The organism is Hamadaea sp. NPDC050747, assembly GCF_040654195.1.
In the GTDB taxonomy this organism is placed as follows: domain Bacteria; phylum Actinomycetota; class Actinomycetes; order Mycobacteriales; family Micromonosporaceae; genus Hamadaea.
Genome location: NZ_JBFAHM010000023.1, coordinates 19497 through 38900 on the forward strand (window position 1 = coordinate 19497; position 19404 = coordinate 38900).

Consider the following 19404-nt stretch of genomic DNA (forward strand, 5'->3'; position numbering starts at 1 on the left):
GAACTTTCATGTCGCTATAGCGACGTGGAATTGACCATGATCATGCGACGACCCCGCGACCGAGCGACCCCGCGACCGCGCGACCGAGCGACCGAGCGACCCCGCAAGCCCGCGATCATAAGGCGAGGGCGTCGACGGCGTCCGGTGACAGCACCCGGCGTACGACCAGTTCGACGAGTCCGGCCGTCCCTGCTTCCGTCTCCGGCGGCGAAGCCACTACCCGTAGCTCCCCTACGCTGTGCGGCATCGCCACCGCCCGGACGACTTCATCCACTGTCGACACAACGGCGGGCTGCGCGCCGATCGAGCCGCCCAGCACGAGCGTACGCGGGTTCACCAGAGCGATCAGCGAAGCGAGCACTTCACCGACCCGGCGCGCGGCGACGACGGGCGAGGCGCCTTGGAGGGCGTACCCGGCGGCGAAGGCGGCGAGGCAGCCGCGCCGCCCGCAGCGGCACAGCGGACCGGACGGGTCGACCCGGATGTGCCCGATGTCCCCGGCCGCCCCGTCGGCGCCGGTGAGGCATCGGCCGTCGACGACGACGCCCGCACCGATCCCGCTGGACCACTTCACGCCGAGCACCACGCCCTCGGAGCCCAGCGCCACGCCCCCGGACCCGGAGGCGAGGGAGAGCTCCGACCTGGAGGCGAGGGAGACCTCCGACCCAGACGCGAGGGAGACCTCCGACCCAGACGCGAGGGAGACCTCCGACCCAGACGCGAGAGAGAGCGCCGAGCCGAGCGCGAAGGCCCGCGCGTCGTTCTCGAACACGACGGGGACATCCCAGAGCCCTCGCATCCGCGCAGCGGGAAACGAGGGCAGCACCGTCGACGGCGACGGCAGTCCGGTCAGGGGCGAGATCGGCGCGGGCAGCCCGACCCCGACTCCGATCAGCCGCTCCCCTTTCCTGAGGCCGAGGTCGGCGGCCGTCTTCGTCAGTACTGACACCGCTGAAGCAGGCGAGCGCGCGGCGAGGTCCAGCGCGAGCGAGGCGGACCGCAACGGCCGCCCGTGTACGCCGCTGTAGCAGACCCGAGCCCGGGTATGCCCGACGTCGAAGGTCAGCACGACCATCGACCGGTCGTCGAACCGGATGAGTTGGGCCGGGCGGCCGCCTTCGGACCGGGTCGGCCCGGCTTCGTGGACGAGCCCGGCCGCGAAGAGGGGAGCCAGCCGCTCCAGCAGTGTCGGCCGCGACATCCCGGTGGCGTCGAGCAGTTCTCGCCTCGTCCAGTGTGGACGCGTACGGATCAGGGCGAGGAGGTGACCGGGTCCGCCCACCGACATGTGTTCACCTCTTGACAGCTATGTGAACGATTTGGACACTTGCGTCAGCCCGTTTGACAAAACCCCCATGAGGGTACCGGCGACCGCCGGGACGACCTAGGGAGTGCCATGAGCAACGAGGCCAGAGCCACCCGCCGTACGCTGCTCCAAGCCGCGTTGGCCGCACCAGTGCTGGCGGCGTGCGGAGGAGTGTCCACAAGCGGCGCCGGCGGCGCGGGTTCGGTGAACTTCCTCTCGACCCAGTTCACCCCGGTCGAGGAGCGCCAGCGGTTCGAGAAGATCCTCGCCGACAAGGTGACCAGCGCCAAGGTGGGCTACAACCCCGTCGACAACTCCACCTTCGCCACCACTCTGCGTACCCAGGTGGAAGCCGGAAAGGTGCAGGTGAACCTGGTCGGCGGGCTGCACGGTGACCTGGCGCCGCTCGGCGACAAGCTGATGGACCTGGACGATCTGGCCGGTTCCCTCGCGGACCGGGGGTTCGCCGCGGACCTGATCGAGCTGGGCAAGCTCGGCGGGACCACCGCGAAATACATCCCCTGGATGCAGGCCACGTACATGCTCGCCGTGAACAAGAAGGCCTTGCAGTGGCTGCCCGCCGGGGCGGACGTGCAGAAGCTGACCTACGACCAGTTCCTGAGCTGGATGACGGCGGCGAAGGCCGGTAACGGCGGCAAGCCGGTGTTCGGCCTGGGCGCCGGGCCGAAGGGGCTTTACCACCGGTTCTTCCAGGGCTTCCTGCTGCCGAGCTTCACCGGTGGGCAGATCACCACGTTCCGCAGCCCCGAGGCGGTGACGGCGTGGGAGTACATGAAGGAGCTCTGGGGGCAGACCGCGCCCGCGTCGACCAACTACGACTTCGTCCAGGAACCGTTGCAGCGCGGCGAGGTGCTCGTCGGCTTCGACCACGTCGCCCGGCTCGCCAGCGCGCCGAAGGACAAGCCGGACGAGTGGCTCATGGTGCCCGCGCCGAGCGGCCCGAAGGGGCTGGGCTACATGCTGGTCATCGCCGGGTTGGGCATCCCGAAGGGTGCGCCCGACGCCGACAAGGCCAAAGAGGTCATCCGCACGCTGACCACGCCGCCGGTCCAGACCGAGGTGTTGCGGCAGAACGCGTTCTTCCCCGTGGTGAAGGCCGATCTGCCGGGTGACCTGCCGGCCGCGATCGGGCTGGAGGCCAAGGCGGTCGCCGCGCAGCAGTCCGCCACGGGTGCGATCGTGTCGCTGCCGCCGGTCGGGCTCGGCGCCAAGGACGGCGAGGTCAGTCAGATTTTCAAGGACACGTTCAAGGCGATCTGCCTCGACGGCAAGCCGGTGAAGGCGACCCTGGACGCGCAGGCGACCAAACTCAACGGGATCCTCGACGAGCTGAAGGTGAACTGCTGGAAGCCGGATCCCACCGGGTCGCCGTGCCGGGCGGCGTAAGGCCGCGTGGGCCGCTCCTGCTCATCGCGCCCTCGCTGATCTTCCTCACGGCGCTGTTCGCCTGGCCGCTGGTCGCGGGCATCGGCCAGGCGCTGACCGGCCCGGACGGCTTCACGCTGGCCAATGTGCGCCGCATGCTGGACGACGCGTACTTCTGGCCCGCCGCACGCAACACGGCGCTGCTCATCGTGGTGCTCATCCCGCTGCAGTTCGCGCTCGCGATCGGGATGGCGCTGCTGCTCCGCGCCCGCCCGCGGTTCGCGGGCGTCTACTTCTACATCTGGGTCATCCCGCTCGCGATCAGCGATCTGGCCGCGGGCCTCGTCTGGCTCGCGGTGTTCACAGATCGGGGCTACCTCAACTCCGCGCTGGCCCATCTTCAGATCGAGGGGTACGCCTGGCTCAGTTACCAGCATCCGGTCACGATGTTCCTGGCGGTGGTGGTGGCCGAGCTGTGGCGGTCGACCTCACTCGTCTTCGTCATCGTGGTGGCCGGGATGCAGGGGATTCCGCGGGACTACGACGAGGCGGCGGCGGTCTTCGGGGCGAGCTATTGGCAGCGGCTGCGCAAGGTGATCCTGCCCCAGTTGCGGCCGAGTCTCCAGGTGGCGTTGATCCTGCGGACGATCCTGGCGCTGGAGACCTTCGCCGTAGCGCAGGCGCTGACCGGGCGCAACCTGCCGCTGCTCGTGGGCGAGACGTATCAGTGGTACAGCGTGCTCCAGAATCCGAACGTGGCGACCGCGATCGCGCTCGTCATCCTCGCGCTGTCGATGCTGGCGGCGTTCGGCTATCTGCGGGCGCTCCGAGAGCCGGGTGGGCAGCCGTGAAGCGTACGTGGGGAGTTCAGCTCGCTTGTCTCGCGGTCACCGCGTTCTTCGGCATCCCGCTGTATCTGATCGCACTGGCCGCCTTCGCCAGCCGCGAGTCGCTCGACCGGTTCCCGCTGCCACTGCTGCCGACCGAGGTGTCGGCCGAGACCATCACGACGTTCCTCGGCTCGACCGGCGTCGTCGGCGGCTACCTCAACTCCCTCATGGTCGGGCTGAGCACGGTCGTGCTCGCGCTGCTGATCGGCGTCCCCGCCGGGTACGCCCTGGCCCGCTACGCCTTCCGGGGACGTGACCCCTATCAGCTGTTCCTGCTGCTGACCCGGGCGCTGCCGATCGTCGTCCTGTCGGTGCCCCTGGCCCGGATCTTCCTCCAGACCGGCCTCTACGACACGACGTACGCCGTGACCCTGCTGCACACGGCCCTCGCCCTGCCCACGACGGTGCTCATCACGTCGGCCGTCTTCGTCGGGGTGCCCCGGGAGCACGAGGAGGCGGCCCAGGTCTTCGGGGCGTCACCGCTGCGGGCCTTCGCCCGGGTGGTGCTGCCGCAGGCGCTGCCCGGCATCGCGGCGGTCGCCATGTTCACCTTCGTCCTGTCCTGGAACGAGGTCCTGGGCGCGACGATCCTGACGCTCAACCAACGGACGCTGCCCGCGCACGTGCTGACCACGCTGTCGGACTCGCCGCTGGCGTACCGCTTCGCCGGTGGCCTGGCCCTCGTCCTGCCGGCGATCCTCTTCGTCGCCGTGATGCGCCGCTACCTGCTCAACATGTGGGGGACCACGCTGCGATGAAGATCACGATCAGCGATCTCGTGAAGACCTATCCGGGCCAGGCCCGACGGGCCACCGACGACGTCTCCCTAGAGGTCGCCGACGGCGAGTTCCTGGTGCTCGTCGGGCCGAGCGGGTGCGGGAAGACCACTCTGCTGCGGATGGTCGCCGGACTGGAGACACCCGACGCGGGCACCATCCACATCGGAGATCGGGATGTCACCGGAGTGGCCGCCCGCCACCGGGGAATATCCATGGTCTTCCAGTCGTACGCGATCTTCCCGCACTTGAAGGTACGCGACAACATCGGCTTCGGGCTGGCCATGCGCAAGGTGGACCCGGCCGAGATCCGTCGCCGGGTCGACCAGGCGGCCGAGTTGCTGCAGCTGACCGAGGTGCTCGACCGGTTCCCGGCTCAGCTGTCCGGCGGGCAGCGGCAGCGGGTGGCGGTGGCCCGCGCGGTCGTGGTCGACTCGGGCGTCCTGCTGATGGACGAACCTCTGTCCAACTTGGACGCGTTGTTGCGCCTCCAGTTCCGAGCCGAACTCAAGAAGATCGTCCGCGAGATCGGCACCACCACGCTTTACGTCACGCACGACCAGGCGGAGGCGATGTCGCTCGGCGACCGGGTGGCAGTGATGCGCGACGGCCGGATCGCCCAGCTGGGCCCACCGCTGGAGGTCTACGACGCGCCCGCCGACCAATTCGTCGGCGGATTCCTCGGCTCACCGCCGATGAACTTCCTCCCCGGCCCCGCCCTCGGCCACGCCCCCGACGTCCTGATCGGCGTACGCGCGGAGAAGGTCGCCGTCGACGCCGAGCGCGCCGACGACACGGTGCCGGCGACGGTCGAGGTCGTCGAACCGACCGGGGCTTCGATGCTGCTCACCGTGCTGCTCGACGGGCACCGCCTCAAGGTGTCCGCGCCGCCCACCTTCCAGACGTCGCCGGAGCAGCAGATCTGGCTGCGTTTCGACCCCGCGTCGTTGCGCTTCTACGACCCCGAGACCGGCCTCGCCTTGCTGACACGCTGAAAAAGCGGGCGGCGTCCCGCGAGGGAACGCCGCCCGCTCACAGGGAGACGGGCCGCACTACCAGTAGTGCCGGCGGCCGGCCACGGGGCGGCCGACCGCACCGAGCAGGTAGAGGACAGCTCCGACCACCAGCAGGATGATGCCGAGCGTCTGCAGGATGCCGACGTGCAGCAGCCACCCCAGGAGAAGCAACACCACACCAGCGATAAGCATCGGGTTCCTCCTTCGATGTCGACGATGGAGTACCCGGAACGCGAGATTTCTACACGGCGCGGCTAGACCAGGGCGAGTTCCTGGAACTTCGGCAGCACGATCTCCTCCGGCGTCACCGACGCCAGTTTCTCCATCGCCCGTTGAGCGTCGTCGTCCATCGGCGTGTAGACGCTGAACCGCACCTTTCGCTGGTCGCCTAGGTAGGAGTGGACGACTTCGGCGCGGATGGTGCCCGCCTCGTCGTGGCGCAGAGTTTTGAGGACGCCGTCGAGGCTGGCGACCTCCTGCCGCCGCCAGATCTCGGCGAACTCCGGCGAATGCGCCTCGACCAGTTTCACGAGCCGCTGCCAGCCCGGGTCGGCGACGTCGGCCGCCATCGCCACGCGCATCTTCGCGACCAGCCGCGGCGCGGTCTCCGCCCAGCCGCCGATGATCGTGCGCATACGCGGGTTGGCGAAGAAGAGCAGCAGAGAGTTCTGGTACTCGTCGGGCAGGCTCCGGTAGTCACCGAACATCGCCATGTAGGAATGGTTCGAGGCCAGAATCTCCCAGCGCGGCCCGACGACGACCGCCGGATAGGGATCGACCTGGCTCAGCATCAGCTCCACGGCCCGGCCGACCTTCGGCTCCCGCGTGGCGGGGTGCGGCTCGTTCAGCTCGGCCAGGGTGAACAGGTGCTGGCGCTCGGCGTCGTCCATCCGCAGCACCCGGGCCACCGCGCCGAGCACCTGCGTCGACACGTTGATCGGCCGGCCCTGCTCCAGCCAGGTGTACCAGGTCACACCGATGCCCGAGAGCATCGCGACCTCCTCCCGGCGCAGGCCGGGCGTACGCCGCCGCAGGCCGTCAGGAAGCCCCACCATTTCCGGGGTGGTGCGCTCTCGACGGGATCGAATGAACTCACCTAGGGCTTGTCTGCGCTGCTCTTCCCGACCCTGGTTCACCCGGATAGCCTAGCAGCCGCGGTACCAGTATCACCGGGCTCTAGGTACCAGGCTTGAGCGCGTACCAGGGTGATCGTATGACCACTGCGACGCTTCCCGCCGCCACCGCCGTCACCCGGCCGACGGCGCCGTGGCGGGCACTGCCGATCTTGTTGCTCGGCGCGTTCCTGCCCATCCTCGACGCCTTCATCGTCAACGTCGCCCTCCCGACCATCGGGCGTACGCTCAACGCCGGTCCGGCAGCACTGGAGCTGACCGTGTCCGGCTACGGCGTCGCGTACGCCTGCACGCTGGTGGCCGGGGGTCGCCTCGGCGACCGCTTCGGCCGCAAGCGGATGCTGCTCATCGGCATGAGCGCGTTCACCATTGCCTCGGCCGCCTGCGGGCTGGCCCCGACCGCCGGTGCGCTGATCGCCTTCCGAATTCTCCAAGGACTGGGCGCCGCTCTGCTCTTCCCGCAGGTACTGGCCTCGATCCAGGCCGGTTTCGAGGGCGCCGACCGGCAGAAGGCGCTCGGCCTGTTCGGGTCGATGGCCGGGCTGGCCGGCGCGGTCGGCCAGATCCTCGGCGGCGCGCTGCTCGCCTGGGACGTCGCCGGACTCGGCTGGCGGCCGCTCTTCCTGATCAACGTGCCCGTCGGCATCGCCGCCGTCGTGCTCGGCCGGCGGTTCGTCCCCGAGTCCCGGGCTCCCCGCGCGACCGGCATCGACGTGTGGGGCGCGCTTCTGCTGGCCGCCACCATCGCACTTCTCCTACTCCCGGTCACCCTTGGGCGTACCGAGGGATGGCCATTGTGGACGTGGCTGAGCCTGGCCGCGGTCGTGCCGGCCGCGGTGGCGTTCTTCTGGACCCAGGCCCGGCAGGAACGGCGCGGCGGCAACCCGCTGTTGCCGCCGAGCCTGCTGAGCCTGCGCCTGGCCCGGCGCGCGCTGCTCGCGATCCTGCTGTTCGCCACGCTCATCGGCGGCTTCCTGTTCACCGTCGCCGTGACCCTGCAGATGGGCCACGGATTCGGGCCGATGGCCGCCGGGCTGGCGATGGGGCCGTGCGCGATCACGTTCCTCTACGTCTCGCTGCGCGTCGGCCGCTGGGTCAGCCGGTACGGCGTCCGGGTCCTGATCGGCGGTGCGCTGATCTTCGGCCTCGGGATCGTGGCGTTCGCCGCCGTGATCAAGTACACCGACCACCTGACCGTCATCGAGGCGGCGGTGCCGCTGGTGGTCGTCGGAGTCGGCTGGGCGATGGTGCTGTCGCCGGCGATCGGCTTCGTGCTGTCGGGGCTGCCCGCAGATCGCGCGGGGCTGGCCGGGGGCGTGCTGTCGACGGCGATGCAACTGGGCCTGGCGCTCGGCGCCTCGCTTCTCGGCTCGCTCCTGTTCGCCACGAGTCAGCTGGTGGCCCTGGGCTGCTGTCTGATCCTGGCGGTGTCGACCGCGATCGCGTACAGCCGCCTGCGCTCATGATCGCGCGGAATATGCTGGCAGGCATGAGCTTTCCACCGTCCGCACCGCCGATCGAGGACGTCAAAAAGGTCCTCTGCGTGTTCGCCCACCCCGACGACGTCGACTTCGGCAGCGCCGCCACCGTGGCACGCTGGGTCGACGAGGGCCTCGAGGTCGCGTACGTGCTGGTGACCCGGGGTGACGCCGGCGGCTTCGACGACACGCCCCGCGGTGAGATGCCCGGCCTCCGCGAGGCCGAGCAGCGGGCCGCGGCCGCGGCGATCGGCGTCACCCAGGTCGAGTTCCTGGAAGGCTACTTCGACGGCAGGCTCACGCCGTCCCTGGAGCTGCGGCGCGACCTCGTCGCGGCCATCCGCCGCCACCGCCCGGACCGCATCCTCACCAGCTCGCCGCTGCGCCGGTGGGAGCGGATCTCGGGCCCGAGTCACCCGGACCACCTGGCCGTGGGCGAGGCCACGACCTGTGCGGTCTACCCGGACGCCCGCAACGAGTTCGCGCTGCCCGAACTGATGGCGGCCGGGCTGGAACCGTGGACCGTCCGGGAGGTGTGGTACTCGGGCGGCCCCAACCCTGACCACGCCATCGACGCCACCGACTACTTCGACCGCAAACTCGCCGCCCTCCACGCACACGCCTCGCAGACCCGGCACATGGAAGACCTCGAAGGCATGCTGCGCGGCTGGATGGGGACGACGGCGGAGGCCGCCGGGCTGGCGGAGGGGCGGCTGGCGGAGGCCTACACCATCATCCGCACCGAATAGCGTGATCATCGCGTCAGCCATGCTGGTTACTCGGGCATTTCGCCGCCGGAAGCAGCATGGCTGGCGCAATGATCACGCGCGTCAGCGGGTGAGCGCGCCCGCGACCTCGGTCCGCGAGGCGACGCCGAGCTTGTGCAGGATGCTCGAAACGTGCACAGCCGCGGTCTTCGGCGAGATGTAGAGCCGCCGGGCCAGCTCGGCGTTGGTCAGCCCTTCGGCGACGAGGAGGGCCACTTCCCTTTCGCGGGGCGTCAGCGGCACCACGCCGTTGGCGGCCGCTCGGCTCTGCGCCGGGGCCAGGCCGAGCTGCGCCCGGACCTGGTCGAGCTGGGCGACGCGCCAGCCACCCCAGCGACTCAGCAGGTCGGCCGCCTTGTCGGCGAGTTTCGTCGCGGCGGCGGTCTGCCCGGCGGCGAGCAGCCGGCGGGCGGCGAGCGTGTGCGCCGTTCCGCGTACGCTCGGCGGCAGGATCGCCGAGTCGAACACCGCCCGGTAGCCGCGCAACGCGCGGTCGTCGTCGCCGGCGAGTTCGGCCAGTTGCGCCGTCACGAGTTCTCGCCAGTCGTCCCAGAGTTGCCCGTCGAGCATCACGTCGCCGAGGTGGCGTACGCGATCGCGGGGCAGCCCTGCGTACAGGGCGGCGGTGATCAGATCGTGCGCTTGTTCGCCGCTACGCCAGGGCTGCTGTGCCAACGCCGCCAGGACGACGTCGAGCAGGTCGATCGCCCGGTCGTCACCGGAGCGGCAGGCGAGGTGGAACTCCAGCCCGGGCAGGACCAGCGGCGACAACCCGGGCTGGGAGCGCAGCTCGGCCAGGATCGCCGTGACCCGGCGGAGTTCACCGGCTTCGAGGCTGAGCCCGGCGAGGAAGACGGAGTGGTAGTCGGCACGCCGGCCCCGCAGCGCGTAGCCCCGGTCCCGCGTACGTCCCTCGTCGAGGGCGGCGATCCCGGCGGCGAGGTCGCCCTCCCGCATCGCGATGCGCGCCCGCCCCTGGAAGTACGCCGCCACGGCGAGCGACTCGAACCCGGCCCGCTCGGCGTCGACGCGCATGCGTTCGAGCACTTCGGCCTGGTCGGCGAGGGACTCCGAAGGCGGCATCTGCACAAGGTTGTAGAGGGCGCGGGCGGACAGCACCCACTCCCCCAGCTTCTCCGCCTCGTCGATCAGCCCGGCCAGGATGGCGCGCCCCTCTTCGGCCGTCGCGGGCTGCTCGGCGAGCGTCGAACCCTTCTCGACCAGGGCGGCCAGGCGTACGGCGGGCAGGTCGAACTCGGCCGCCAGGGCGAGCGCCCGGTCGGACCAAAGCAGCGCCTCCTCGACCCGGTCGCGCAGCATCGCCGACTGGGCGACGGCGGTCATCGCCCGCGCCTGGTCGGCTCCCGGCGGCAGGGTCGCGAGGAGTTCCTGGATCTCCGTCGTCCACGACTCCATGCCGGCGGTGTCGTCGGACTCCCAGGCCAGCCGGATCAGCAGGTAGAGCGCGTCGGCGCGATCGGTCGAGGTGGTGGCCAGATCGCGCCACTTCCGCGCGTACTCCGCGGCGTCGTCGAGCAGCCCGGCCAGCCAGGCGGCCCGGGCGGCCGCGCTGAGCAGTTCGAGGTCGTCGCCCTCCTCCTCCAGGCCCATCTCGGCCAGCTGCAACGCCTGGTACGCCGATCCGATGGACAGGTAGAGAGCGGCTCCCCGCCGGGCGGCGGCGACCATGTCGTCGTAGCGTCCCGCGGCTGCGGCGTGGTGCGCCACCAGCGCCGGGTCGACCTCGTCCGCCGAGAGCAACGCCTCCAGGGCGGCCTCATGGAGGCGGCGGCGTTGGCGGCCGAGCATCTGACCGGTGATCGCCTCGCGCAGCAACGCGTGCCGGAAGGTGAACTCGTCCTCGCCCGACTCCACCAGCACGCCGCGCTGGACGAGTTCCCGTAGGACGTCGATGAGGTCGTCCTCACCGGCTTTGGTGACCGCCGCGAGCAGGTCGAACGGGATGCGGTGACCGAGCAGGGCGGCCGCCTCGAGGATGCGCTGCCCCGCCGGGTCGAGCCCGGTCGCCTGACGACGGAGCACCTCGGCGAGGCTCCACGGCAGGGGCTGCTCGCTGACCGCTTCGAGATCCTGCCCCGCGTATGCCCGCAGCAACTCCTCCAGGAAGAAGGGATTGCCGCCGGTGCGGTTGTGCAAGGTGACGGCGGTTCGATAGGACACGGGCCGCCCGCCCGCGATGGCCAGCATGGCCGCGGTCTCCGCGGTGGTCAGCCGCTCCAGTCGCAGGTGCGTCACGGCATGCCGGCGTTCCATCCGCTCCAGCAGCGCTGACACGGGATGACGGCTGGTGACCTCGCCCGGACGATAGGTCCCGATGAGCACATGGGCGCCGGGCCGGTCGGCGAGGCGCTCGAACAGAGCGGCGCTCTCGGAATCGGCCCAGTGGAGGTCCTCGAAGACGAGGACCGACGGGGCGTCGCCGACCAGCCGGGAGACGATGTCCAACCCCGCGTGCAGCCGCTCGACCGGGCTGCGGCCGGGGTCGACCAACGCGGCGACCTCCGCGTCCACCCCGAGCACGCCCCGGGAGGCCAGCCACCCCGCCCCGTCGATCGCGTCGAGCAGCAGCTCATAGGGCCGGGCGAGGGAACCCGGCTCGGCGTGGCCGACCAGCACGACGGTGCCCTCCGGCAGCGTCGGCAGGAACTCCTGGATCAGCCGGGTCTTGCCGATGCCGGGCTCACCACCGACGATCGCGACCTGCGGACGGCCGGACGCGACGAGACGCGTCAATTGACGCAGCTCGTGGTCTCGGCCGATCATGCTCTGGCTCGCGCCGTCGCGCAGGAAACGCACGCCACCAAGATACCGGCGACGTGGGACAGGCCCTAGACCGTTGTGAGCCGCCCCTCGGTGGAGGAGCGGCTCACAGCAGACGGTCTCCGGCGCGATCACTTGTGAGATCGCTCCGCGCGCTTGCTCCGGCTCCTGCGAGCCCGGGCGAGGACGCGGGTGCGGTCGGCCTCCGCGATCAGCTCCTGCTGGTGGAGCTTGGCCATGTCGAACAGGGTGTCGGGCGAGGTGAACATCTTCGGCTCCTTGGTGATGTCTTGTTCTTTCGTCACCACCTATGTTCCGCTGGTAAGGAGTCAAAGCCATCAGGAGCGATGACGTATCTTGCCCGGACCGGCCTACCTACCCCTCCCGGAGCCCGCCTAGGTATACCTAGGCTCAGGATCGGCGGACCTCGGCGACCAAGGGGCGGACGGCGCTGCTCGGCCCGGCCTCCACCCGATAGTCGCCGGGCGGCGTACGCCAGCCGCCGTCCCAGCTCTGGAACGCCCGCTCGGGCAGGTCGACGGCGACCGTGACGGTCTGGCCGGGCTCGGCGGCGACCGACGCGAAGCCGGCCAGCCGGCGTACGGGCCGATCCGGGTCGGGCTCGGACGGACCGACATAGACCTGGACCACCTCGCGCCCAGCCCGGGAGCCGGTGTTGCGTACGGTGACCTTCACCGTCCCGTCCTCGATGGACAGCGACTCGTACGCCCACGTCGTGTACCCGGAGCCGTGGCCGAACGGGTAGCGCGGGGCGACCCCCGACCGGTCCCAGGCGCGGTATCCGATGTAGACGTCTTCCGCGTAGTCGAGGACCCCGTTGTCCGGCGTCGTCGACAGGACCGGGCAGTCCGCCGCGACGACCGGCCAGGTGGTGGGCAGCCGGCCACCCGGTTCGGCCCGGCCGAACAGCACGTCGGCGAGGGCGTGGCCGGCTTCCTGGCCGGGGAACCAGGTGAGCAGCACGGCCGCCACCTCGTCCGCCCAGGGCAGCTCGACCGGCGATCCCGCGTTGACCACGACGACGGTACGCGGATTCGCCGCCACGACGCGGCGGACCAGTTCGTCCTGGCGACCGGGCAGGGCGAGGCTCGTGCGGTCGAAGCCTTCCGACTCGACCTCCTCGGTGGTGCCCACGACGACGATCGCGACGTCGGACTCGGCGGCGACCCGCTCGGCCTCGGCGAGCAGTTCATCGGCGGTCGCGATCGGGTCGGCGTGGCCGAGGAGCAGGGCGACCACGGGAAACTCCTCCGCCATGGCCACCTGGTGGCGGAGGCTGACCTCGACGGTCTCGCCCGCCGCCAGCTCGATCGGGAAGCGCCGCTCCGGCGGGGCGAGGAAGAGCGCCGCCAGGTCCATGTTCTCGGGCACGATCGCATCGTCGAAGAGGGGTTTGTCCGCCACCGCCAAGGTGAACTGCCCGACACCCCGGATCGCGAGGTGGTGCGTACCGGTGGCTTCGGGGGTCAATCGGCCGGTGAGGTCCACCGTGGCCAGCTTCGCCGGGTCGACGGCCGCCGGCATCTCCATCCACACCCCGATTGCCGCCGGCAGCGTCTCGACATGCAGCGTCCGGCCGTCGGCGTCCCGGAACGTCGCCGTCAGGTCCGCCCACTGCGGACCCGTCGCCGCCGGGATCTTCTCGCGCGGGTCCGCGCCGATGGCGTACGTGAGCTTGGTGGTCTCCGGCAGGGCGGCGGTCAGCCCGTCCAGCGGGGAGACGACGTGCGCCGGGAAGACCTGGGCGCTGCCGCCGCCGAGGATGCGCGCGTCCTTCGCCAGGACGCCGAGCAACGCCACGCGGCCCACGGACGGCAGCGGCAGGATGCCGTCGTTCGAGGCCAGCACGAAGGACCGGCCCGCGATCTCCCGGGCGAGCGCCTCCCCGTCGATCGGGGCGGGCCGATCCGCGACGGCCACCGCCGGGGCCACACCGTCGAGCGCGCCGACTCGGGCGGCCAGGCGCAGGACGCGGCGTACGTGGTCGTCGATCAGCTCCTCGGCGACCGCGCCCGACCGCACCGCGTCCACCAGGCGGGCGCCCCACGGGCTGCCCGCACCGGGCATCGCCAGGTCCAGGCCGCCCCGCACGGTCGCCTCGGTGTCCCGGGCGGCGTACCAGTCGGAGACGATGAAGCCGTCGAACCCCCACTCCCCCTTCAGCACGCCGTTCTGCAACTCGTCGTGCTCGGTCATGGTCACGCCGTTGACCTGGTTGTACGCCGCCATGACGCCCCACGCGCCCGCGTCGACGATGGTCTCGAACGGGGCGAGGTACAGCTCGCGCAGCGCCCGGTCGGAGACCTTGTTGTCCACCGTGAACCGATCGGTCTCGGCGTCGTTGGCGACGAAGTGCTTGACCGTGGTGCCGACGCTGTGCGCCTGCACCCCCTGCACGTACGCCGCCCCGATGGCGCCGGTGAGCAGCGGATCCTCCGAGTACGCCTCGAAGTGCCGGCCGCCGAGCGGGCTCCGGTGGAGGTTCACGGTCGGGGCGAGCAGGACGTGCACCCCCTTGCGGCGGGCTTCCTGACCGAGCAGCTGCCCGGCGCGGCGGGCCAGCTCGGTGTCCCAGGTGGCGGCCAGCGCCGTCGGGCTCGGCAGGGCGATCGACGGATCCTCCGCCGTCCACCGCGTTCCGCGTACGCCGATCGGCCCGTCGCTGACCACCAGCGAGGCGAGCCCGATCTCGGGGACGCCGGGCACGGTCCAGCTGTCCTGCCCGGACAGGATCTTGACTTTGGTCTCCAGGTCGAGGCGGCTGAGTGCCTCCTCGACGGCGGCCTCACGATCGGTACGCAGCGCTGACATACGGCCTCCCTCGGGTTGGAGCCATCGTGCACTAACTACCGAGTGATCGGTAGGCAACGTTATTGTTTCGAGATCTTTGCGGCGGCTATCCTGCCTCCATGACACACCCTCGGCGCAGGCTGAGACCCGAACAACGGCGAAGCGAGATCCTGGACGCCGCCCTGGAGGTCTTCGCCGAACGCGGCTACCGCGGCGCCACCCTGGCCGCGGTCGCCGACAAGGTCGGCCTGACCCAGCAGGGCCTGCTCCACTACTTCCCCAGCAAGGACGCGCTGCTGATCGAGGTGTTGCGGCGGCGCGACGAGATCGACTCCGGCGCGTACACGCCGTCCGGCAACGGCCTGGAGATGATGGAGAAACTGGTCGCCCACAACGCGACGCTCCCGGGGCTGGTGCAGTCGTTCACCGTGCTCTCCGCCGACAGCGTCACCGACAACCACCCGGCCAAGGAGTTCTTCACCGAGCGTTATCGGCGTACGCGGGAGACGCTCGCCGAGTCGATCCGCCGGGAGTTCGGCGACGACCTGCCCGGCGGGCTCACCCCCGAGCAGGCGGCCGCCCTGCTCGTCGCAGTCATGGACGGGCTGCAACTCCAGTGGCTGCTCGACCCCGACGAGGTCGACATGGCCGCCGTCTTCCACGCCTTCGCCGGCCTCCTGCGCTCCGCCCCCTGACGCTCCGCTCCAATCGTTCCGCCGCCCGAGGTGGATCAGGGATCCCGGTCGAATCACGCTCCAAGATTCGACCGGGATCCCTGATCCAGCGCCCAAAGACGGCAGCGCGGCAGAGGGCAGCGCGGCAGGGGGTAGCGCGGCAGGGGGTAGCGCGTCAGAGCAGCGCGAGGAAGGCGTCGGCGACGCGCTCCCGGCCCCGCCCGTCGACGACGGCCATCGCCCGCGTGGACAGCTCCGTGCGTACAAGCGGGGTGGTCAGAAGCTCGCGGAGCACGACCACCGCGGACTCGGCGGCGGGCGACGCGGGATCGGCGAGGTCGCTGAGCAGGCCGATGCCGGCGGTGAGCCCACGGGCCATGACCCGCTCGTAGCCCAGCCACTGGTTGTCGACGACCCAGACCATCGCGGCCGCCGCACCCAGGCACAGCAGCTCCCAGGTGGAGGTGCCGGAGGCGCTGACCACGACGTCGGCGGCGGCGATGTGCTCGGGCAGCCGGTCGGTCGGGTCGATGATCCGCAGCTCCTGGCCCGGCCCCGGGGTCAGCTGCGCCAGCTCCTTGCGAAGCTGCTCGGAGCCCGCGACCACGGTGGCGTCGACGGGGACCCCGGTCGCGAGCACCAGCCGGACGACGACCGGCGCGGCCCCGAACGCGTCGGTGCCGCCGAAGAAGGCCAGCAGCTTCGGCCGGCCCTCTTGGGCGGACTTGGGCCGCTCGGGCCGCAGGCGCCGCACCGAGTCGCGCAGGAGCACGTAGTTCAGGCCCGCGAGGCGCGGCACGCTGGTCGGCACCTCGGCCAGCTCCGCGTCCAGGTTCTGGTCCAGGAACAGGTCCGGTTCCTGACCGCGGGTCTCACCGTCCACAATCGCCAGGACTGGTACGCCGGAAGCCCGGACCGCGCCCGCACACTTCGGGTCGAGAGTGTACGAGTCCACGACGAGCCCGCTCAACTGGAGGTCCCGTACGGCCGCCACCAGATCGGCCGGCGTCTCCGGGCCGGGCAGCAACGGCAGGTCGCGTTCGCGCAGCTCCCGTTCGGCCCAGCCCACGCCGCCGACGTCACCGAGGAACACGACGCGTACGCCGCGCGAGGTGAGCTCCTCGGCCAGCGCGATACCCCGGACCAGGTGCCCGACGCCCGTCGTGGGGCCGGCGTCGCACCGGATCCCGATCCGGATGTCGCTCACCCCTGATTCAGAGCCTTCTGCTCGACGTGGGCGTTGATCTGGGCGACCTCCGGGTTGGCGGCGAGCCACTCCACCATCTTCTGCAGCGAGACGCTGGTGTCGCCGAAGTGCGCCACCGCCTCCTCGACGAGCCGCCAGTCGTCCTCGGTGTCGACGGTCAGCCGCAGCGACGATCGGTCCGGCGGCAGGGTCAGGCCCATCACGCGGAACTGGTCCGGGTTCGAGTACGCGTACGACGTGACGTGGATGCGGTGGAAGCCCTCGGCGATCTGCCCGATGCGCCGCAGCGTAGCGGCGTCGATGATCTCGACGTCCATCCCGAGCGGCAGCATCCGCTTGATCGAGGTGCTGAGGTAGTCGAGCCCCGGCACGCTGCGGAACACCCGGCAGGCCAGCGCGACGATCTCGGGGTCGATCAGCGGATTGTCGGCGGAGAACCGCATGACGGCGTCCGCCGGGTGCTCGTCGAGCGCGCCGATGAACCGCGTTAGCACGTCGTCGACCGGACCCCGGTACGCCGCTACGCCCAGCCGCTCGCACTCGGCGACGATCTCATCGTCGATGTCCTCGACGGTCGTCGCGACGACCACCTTGTCCAGCGCGCCGCTCTCATGGGCGGCCCGCACGACCCGGCCGAGCACCGTGCGCCCGGCCAGCGTCTTGAGGACCTTGCTGGGCAGCCGGGTGGAACCCATCCGCGCCTGGATGATGCCGACGACGCCGACGCGACCTGCGCTCACCCTTCCTCCTGCTCCTCGCCGTTCCGACGGGTTACCCGCCTGTCTTTCCGGTAGTCACGCTCGCACGGGGGTCAGCCGAGGATCGTACGCAGAGCTTCCACGACCCTATCCTGATCGTCTTCGGTCAGCGCCGGGAAGAGCGGCAACGACAGCTCCTCGGCGTAGAACTTCTCCGCGTTCGGGCACATCCCCCGCCGGTAGCCCAGTTCCGCGTACGCGGGGTGCCAGTAGACCGGGATGTAGTTGACCTGCACCAAGATCCCGGCCGCCCGCAGCTTGTCGTAGACCTCCCGGCGGCGGCCGTCGAGCACGCGCACCGGATACAGGTGGTACGCCGGGTCGACCCAGTCGCGTTCGACCGGCAGCCTCAGGCCCGGCACGTCGGCGAGCAGCTCGTTGTAGCGGGCGCGCAATGCCGTCCGGCGAGCCTTGAAGGCGCCGAGCCGGGTCAGCTGGGCTCGGCCGAGCGCGCAGAGCACGTCGGGCAGCCGGTAGTTGACGCCGAACTCCTGGACCTCGTAGTACCAGCCGCCGTCGGTCGGATTCGCGAAGTCCTCCTCCTCGCGAATCATGCCGATGCCCTTGAACCGGCGCGCCCGCTTCATCAGCTCCGGATCGGCCGCCGCGACCCCGCCGCCCTCGGCGGTGGTGAGGTTCTTGGTCGGGAAGAAGGAGAAGGTCGTCAGGTCGGCCAGCGAACCGACGAACCGGCCCTTGTAGGTGCCGCCGATCGCGTGGGCGGCGTCGGCCAGCACCAGGGCCCCCACCTCGTCGGCGACCTTGCGCAGCTCGTCGTACTCGGCCGGGTGACCGGCGTAGTCGACGGCCGCGATCACCTTCGTCCGCTCGGTCGTCATCGCGGCGGCGGCGGCCGGGTCGAGGTTGGCCGTGTCCTCCTCGACGTCGGCGAAGAGGACCTTGGCCCCGAGGATCGTCGCGCACGAGGCGGTCGCGACGAACGTCATCGGCGTGGTGACCACCTCGTCGCCGGGCCGGATCCCGGCCGCGGCGTACGCCACGTGCAGCGCGGCGGTGCCGTTGCTGACCACGGTGACCGGTACGCCGCCGGTCCACTCGGCGAGATCCCGCTCGAAGGCGTCGACCTGAGGCCCGGTCGTGAGCCAGTCACTACGCAGCGCCTCGGTGACGGCCGCGATGTCGGCGTCCTCGATGGTCTGCCTACCGTACGGGATCATCGCGCCTCCTGGGCCTAGAGCTGCGTCAGCTGGCTTCGAGCTGCGGGACGGCAGGTCAGGCCTGGATCCCGAGGATCTCGCGCAGCTGCTCGACCGACAGCCACATGTCGTTGTTGTCCGACCGGTAGTTGAAGTCCTCGGCGACCGGCTCGGCGTCGACCGGCGGGATGTAGCCCCACTCGGCGATCGTGGGCTGCACGACATAGCGGTCGGTGAGGCGTACCGTGCGGTGCGCGTCGTCGATCGCGATCATCTCCTCGTGCAGCTTCTCGCCGGGGCGGATGCCGATCTCGTGCGTCGCGCTGCCGGGAGCGACGGCCTCGACGAGGTCGCCGATCCGCATCGAGGGGATCCGCGGCACGTAGAGTTCGCCGCCGTTCATCAGGTCGAACGAGTCGACGACGAACTGGACGGCCTGCTCCAGAGTGATCCAGAACCGGGTCATCCGCTTGTCGGTGATCGGCAGGCTCTCGCCCTCGGCGGCGAGCTTGCGGAACAGCGGGACGACCGAGCCCCGGCTGCCCATCACGTTGCCGTAGCGGACCACGGAGAACCGGGTCGGGTAGGCGGCCGCGTAGTGGTTGGCCGAGACGAAGAGCTTGTCGGCGACGAGCTTGGTCGCGCCGTAGAGGTTGATCGGGCTGGAGGCCTTGTCGGTCGAGAGCGCGACGACCTTCTTCACCCCGTTGTCGATCGCGGCCTCGATGACGTTCTGCGAGCCGGCGACGTTGGTGCGGACGAACTCGAACGGGTTGTACTCCGCCGTGTCGACCTGCTTCAGCGCGGCGGCGTGCACGACATAGTCAACCTTGTGCATCGCCCGGGTCAGCCGCTCGCGGTCGCGAACGTCGCCGATGAACCAGCGCAGCCGCTCGTCGTTGCCGAACATCTGGCGAACCTCGTACTGCTTCAGCTCGTCCCGGGACAGGATCACCAGGCGAGCCGGGTCGAGGTTGTCCAGCGCGTAGCGCAGGAATGCCTTGCCGAATGAACCCGTCCCACCGGTGATGAGGATGGACGAACCCCGCAGCACGCTCACAATACGCTCCTTGCCGTCTTCATTAACCCAAGCCGCATTATCCGAGGTCAACCCGGATCGGTCCACCGAAGGCGGCCGCGTGGCTCGCGCGCGGCACCTTCTACCCCGCTGCGGCCCGTGCCAACATACACGGCGTACCCCCTGGTGGGGGAAACACCGTCCGGGCGGGGCGGCCGCCGGTCTGGGCTAAACTCGCCGAGCGCC

General features: G+C 70.6%; 17 protein-coding genes. 7 read left to right on the plus strand and 10 right to left on the minus strand.

Annotated features, from left to right (window positions below):
- Window positions 1-115: 115 nt before the first annotated feature.
- Window positions 116-1288, minus strand: coding sequence for an ROK family protein (locus AB0H43_RS37090; RefSeq protein WP_360007803.1), 1173 nt, complete (start codon window positions 1286-1288; stop codon window positions 116-118).
- Between the two features lie 108 nt (window positions 1289-1396).
- Between AB0H43_RS37090 and AB0H43_RS37095 the strand changes: the two genes are divergently transcribed.
- From AB0H43_RS37095 to AB0H43_RS37110, 4 genes are read left to right on the plus strand one after another with little or no spacing between them, the layout of a single operon-like run.
- Complete coding sequence (locus tag AB0H43_RS37095; RefSeq protein ID WP_360007804.1) at window positions 1397-2713, plus strand: extracellular solute-binding protein; 1317 nt, start codon at window positions 1397-1399, stop codon at window positions 2711-2713.
- Window positions 2698-3543, plus strand: a complete 846-nt coding sequence (locus tag AB0H43_RS37100) for a sugar ABC transporter permease (RefSeq protein ID WP_360007807.1) — start codon at window positions 2698-2700, stop codon at window positions 3541-3543. Before AB0H43_RS37095 ends, AB0H43_RS37100 begins: the two co-directional genes overlap by 16 nt.
- Complete coding sequence (locus tag AB0H43_RS37105) at window positions 3540-4340, plus strand: carbohydrate ABC transporter permease (protein ID WP_360007809.1); 801 nt, start codon at window positions 3540-3542, stop codon at window positions 4338-4340. The genes AB0H43_RS37100 and AB0H43_RS37105 overlap by 4 nt, the downstream gene beginning before the upstream one ends.
- Window positions 4337-5353 (plus strand): ABC transporter ATP-binding protein, encoded by a 1017-nt coding sequence (locus AB0H43_RS37110; protein WP_360007811.1) that lies wholly within the window; start codon window positions 4337-4339, stop codon window positions 5351-5353. The genes AB0H43_RS37105 and AB0H43_RS37110 overlap by 4 nt, the downstream gene beginning before the upstream one ends.
- Before the next feature lie 57 nt (window positions 5354-5410).
- On the opposite strand, the gene AB0H43_RS37115 is transcribed toward AB0H43_RS37110, so the two are convergent.
- On the minus strand, window positions 5411-5566 hold the full coding sequence (locus AB0H43_RS37115; RefSeq protein ID WP_360007814.1) for a hypothetical protein: 156 nt from the start codon (window positions 5564-5566) through the stop codon (window positions 5411-5413).
- 62 nt (window positions 5567-5628) lie between these two features.
- Complete coding sequence (locus tag AB0H43_RS37120; RefSeq protein ID WP_360007817.1) at window positions 5629-6510, minus strand: helix-turn-helix transcriptional regulator; 882 nt, start codon at window positions 6508-6510, stop codon at window positions 5629-5631.
- 77 nt (window positions 6511-6587) lie between these two features.
- On the opposite strand from AB0H43_RS37120, the gene AB0H43_RS37125 reads away from it, so the two are divergent.
- Entirely contained in the window at window positions 6588-7973 is a 1386-nt protein-coding gene (locus tag AB0H43_RS37125; RefSeq protein WP_360007820.1) for an MFS transporter, read from the plus strand.
- A 23-nt stretch (window positions 7974-7996) separates the two neighbouring features.
- Window positions 7997-8734 carry a PIG-L deacetylase family protein gene (locus AB0H43_RS37130; RefSeq protein WP_360007823.1) on the plus strand — a complete coding sequence of 246 codons (738 nt, stop codon included), beginning with the start codon at window positions 7997-7999 and terminating at the stop codon, window positions 8732-8734.
- Window positions 8735-8815: 81 nt separating this feature from the next.
- Here the strand turns inward: AB0H43_RS37130 and AB0H43_RS37135 are convergent, their stop codons facing one another.
- The 3 genes from AB0H43_RS37135 to AB0H43_RS37145 form a co-directional block, all read right to left on the minus strand.
- The gene (locus tag AB0H43_RS37135) at window positions 8816-11569 is read right to left on the minus strand and encodes an AAA family ATPase (protein WP_360007826.1); all 2754 of its coding nucleotides are present in this window, start codon (window positions 11567-11569) and stop codon (window positions 8816-8818) included.
- A 95-nt stretch (window positions 11570-11664) separates the two neighbouring features.
- A complete protein-coding gene (locus tag AB0H43_RS37140) occupies window positions 11665-11838 on the minus strand; it encodes a hypothetical protein (RefSeq protein WP_360007829.1) in 174 nt (57 codons plus the stop codon).
- A 106-nt stretch (window positions 11839-11944) separates the two neighbouring features.
- Window positions 11945-14365, minus strand: a complete 2421-nt coding sequence (locus tag AB0H43_RS37145; protein WP_360007831.1) for a glycoside hydrolase family 3 C-terminal domain-containing protein — start codon at window positions 14363-14365, stop codon at window positions 11945-11947.
- Window positions 14366-14463: 98 nt separating this feature from the next.
- On the opposite strand from AB0H43_RS37145, the gene AB0H43_RS37150 reads away from it, so the two are divergent.
- Entirely contained in the window at window positions 14464-15039 is a 576-nt protein-coding gene (locus AB0H43_RS37150; RefSeq protein WP_360007834.1) for a TetR/AcrR family transcriptional regulator, read from the plus strand.
- A 154-nt stretch (window positions 15040-15193) separates the two neighbouring features.
- Here the strand turns inward: AB0H43_RS37150 and AB0H43_RS37155 are convergent, their stop codons facing one another.
- From AB0H43_RS37155 to pseB, 4 genes are all read right to left on the minus strand, one after another.
- Window positions 15194-16225 carry a spore coat protein gene (locus AB0H43_RS37155; protein ID WP_360007836.1) on the minus strand — a complete coding sequence of 344 codons (1032 nt, stop codon included), beginning with the start codon at window positions 16223-16225 and terminating at the stop codon, window positions 15194-15196.
- Window positions 16222-16965 carry a glycosyltransferase family protein gene (locus AB0H43_RS37160; protein ID WP_360007839.1) on the minus strand — a complete coding sequence of 248 codons (744 nt, stop codon included), beginning with the start codon at window positions 16963-16965 and terminating at the stop codon, window positions 16222-16224. Before AB0H43_RS37160 ends, AB0H43_RS37155 begins: the two co-directional genes overlap by 4 nt.
- A 71-nt stretch (window positions 16966-17036) precedes the next feature.
- Window positions 17037-18161, minus strand: a complete 1125-nt coding sequence (locus AB0H43_RS37165; protein ID WP_360007842.1) for an aminotransferase class I/II-fold pyridoxal phosphate-dependent enzyme — start codon at window positions 18159-18161, stop codon at window positions 17037-17039.
- 55 nt (window positions 18162-18216) lie between these two features.
- A complete protein-coding gene (gene pseB, locus AB0H43_RS37170; RefSeq protein WP_360007919.1) occupies window positions 18217-19194 on the minus strand; it encodes a UDP-N-acetylglucosamine 4,6-dehydratase (inverting) in 978 nt (325 codons plus the stop codon).
- Between the last annotated feature and the right edge of the window lie 210 nt (window positions 19195-19404).

Bases quoted from the DNA above. Each gene is read 5' to 3' on its own strand.
- AB0H43_RS37090 (WP_360007803.1), bottom strand. From the start codon at position 1,288: ATGTCGGTGGGCGGACCCGGTCACCTCCTCGCCCTGATCCGTACGCGT.
- AB0H43_RS37095 (WP_360007804.1), top strand. From the start codon at position 1,397: ATGAGCAACGAGGCCAGAGCCACCCGCCGTACGCTGCTCCAAGCCGCG.
- AB0H43_RS37110 (WP_360007811.1), top strand. From the start codon at position 4,337: ATGAAGATCACGATCAGCGATCTCGTGAAGACCTATCCGGGCCAGGCC.
- AB0H43_RS37115 (WP_360007814.1), bottom strand. From the start codon at position 5,566: ATGCTTATCGCTGGTGTGGTGTTGCTTCTCCTGGGGTGGCTGCTGCAC.
- AB0H43_RS37125 (WP_360007820.1), top strand. From the start codon at position 6,588: ATGACCACTGCGACGCTTCCCGCCGCCACCGCCGTCACCCGGCCGACG.
- AB0H43_RS37130 (WP_360007823.1), top strand. From the start codon at position 7,997: ATGAGCTTTCCACCGTCCGCACCGCCGATCGAGGACGTCAAAAAGGTC.
- AB0H43_RS37145 (WP_360007831.1), bottom strand. From the start codon at position 14,365: ATGTCAGCGCTGCGTACCGATCGTGAGGCCGCCGTCGAGGAGGCACTC.
- AB0H43_RS37150 (WP_360007834.1), top strand. From the start codon at position 14,464: ATGACACACCCTCGGCGCAGGCTGAGACCCGAACAACGGCGAAGCGAG.
- AB0H43_RS37165 (WP_360007842.1), bottom strand. From the start codon at position 18,161: ATGATCCCGTACGGTAGGCAGACCATCGAGGACGCCGACATCGCGGCC.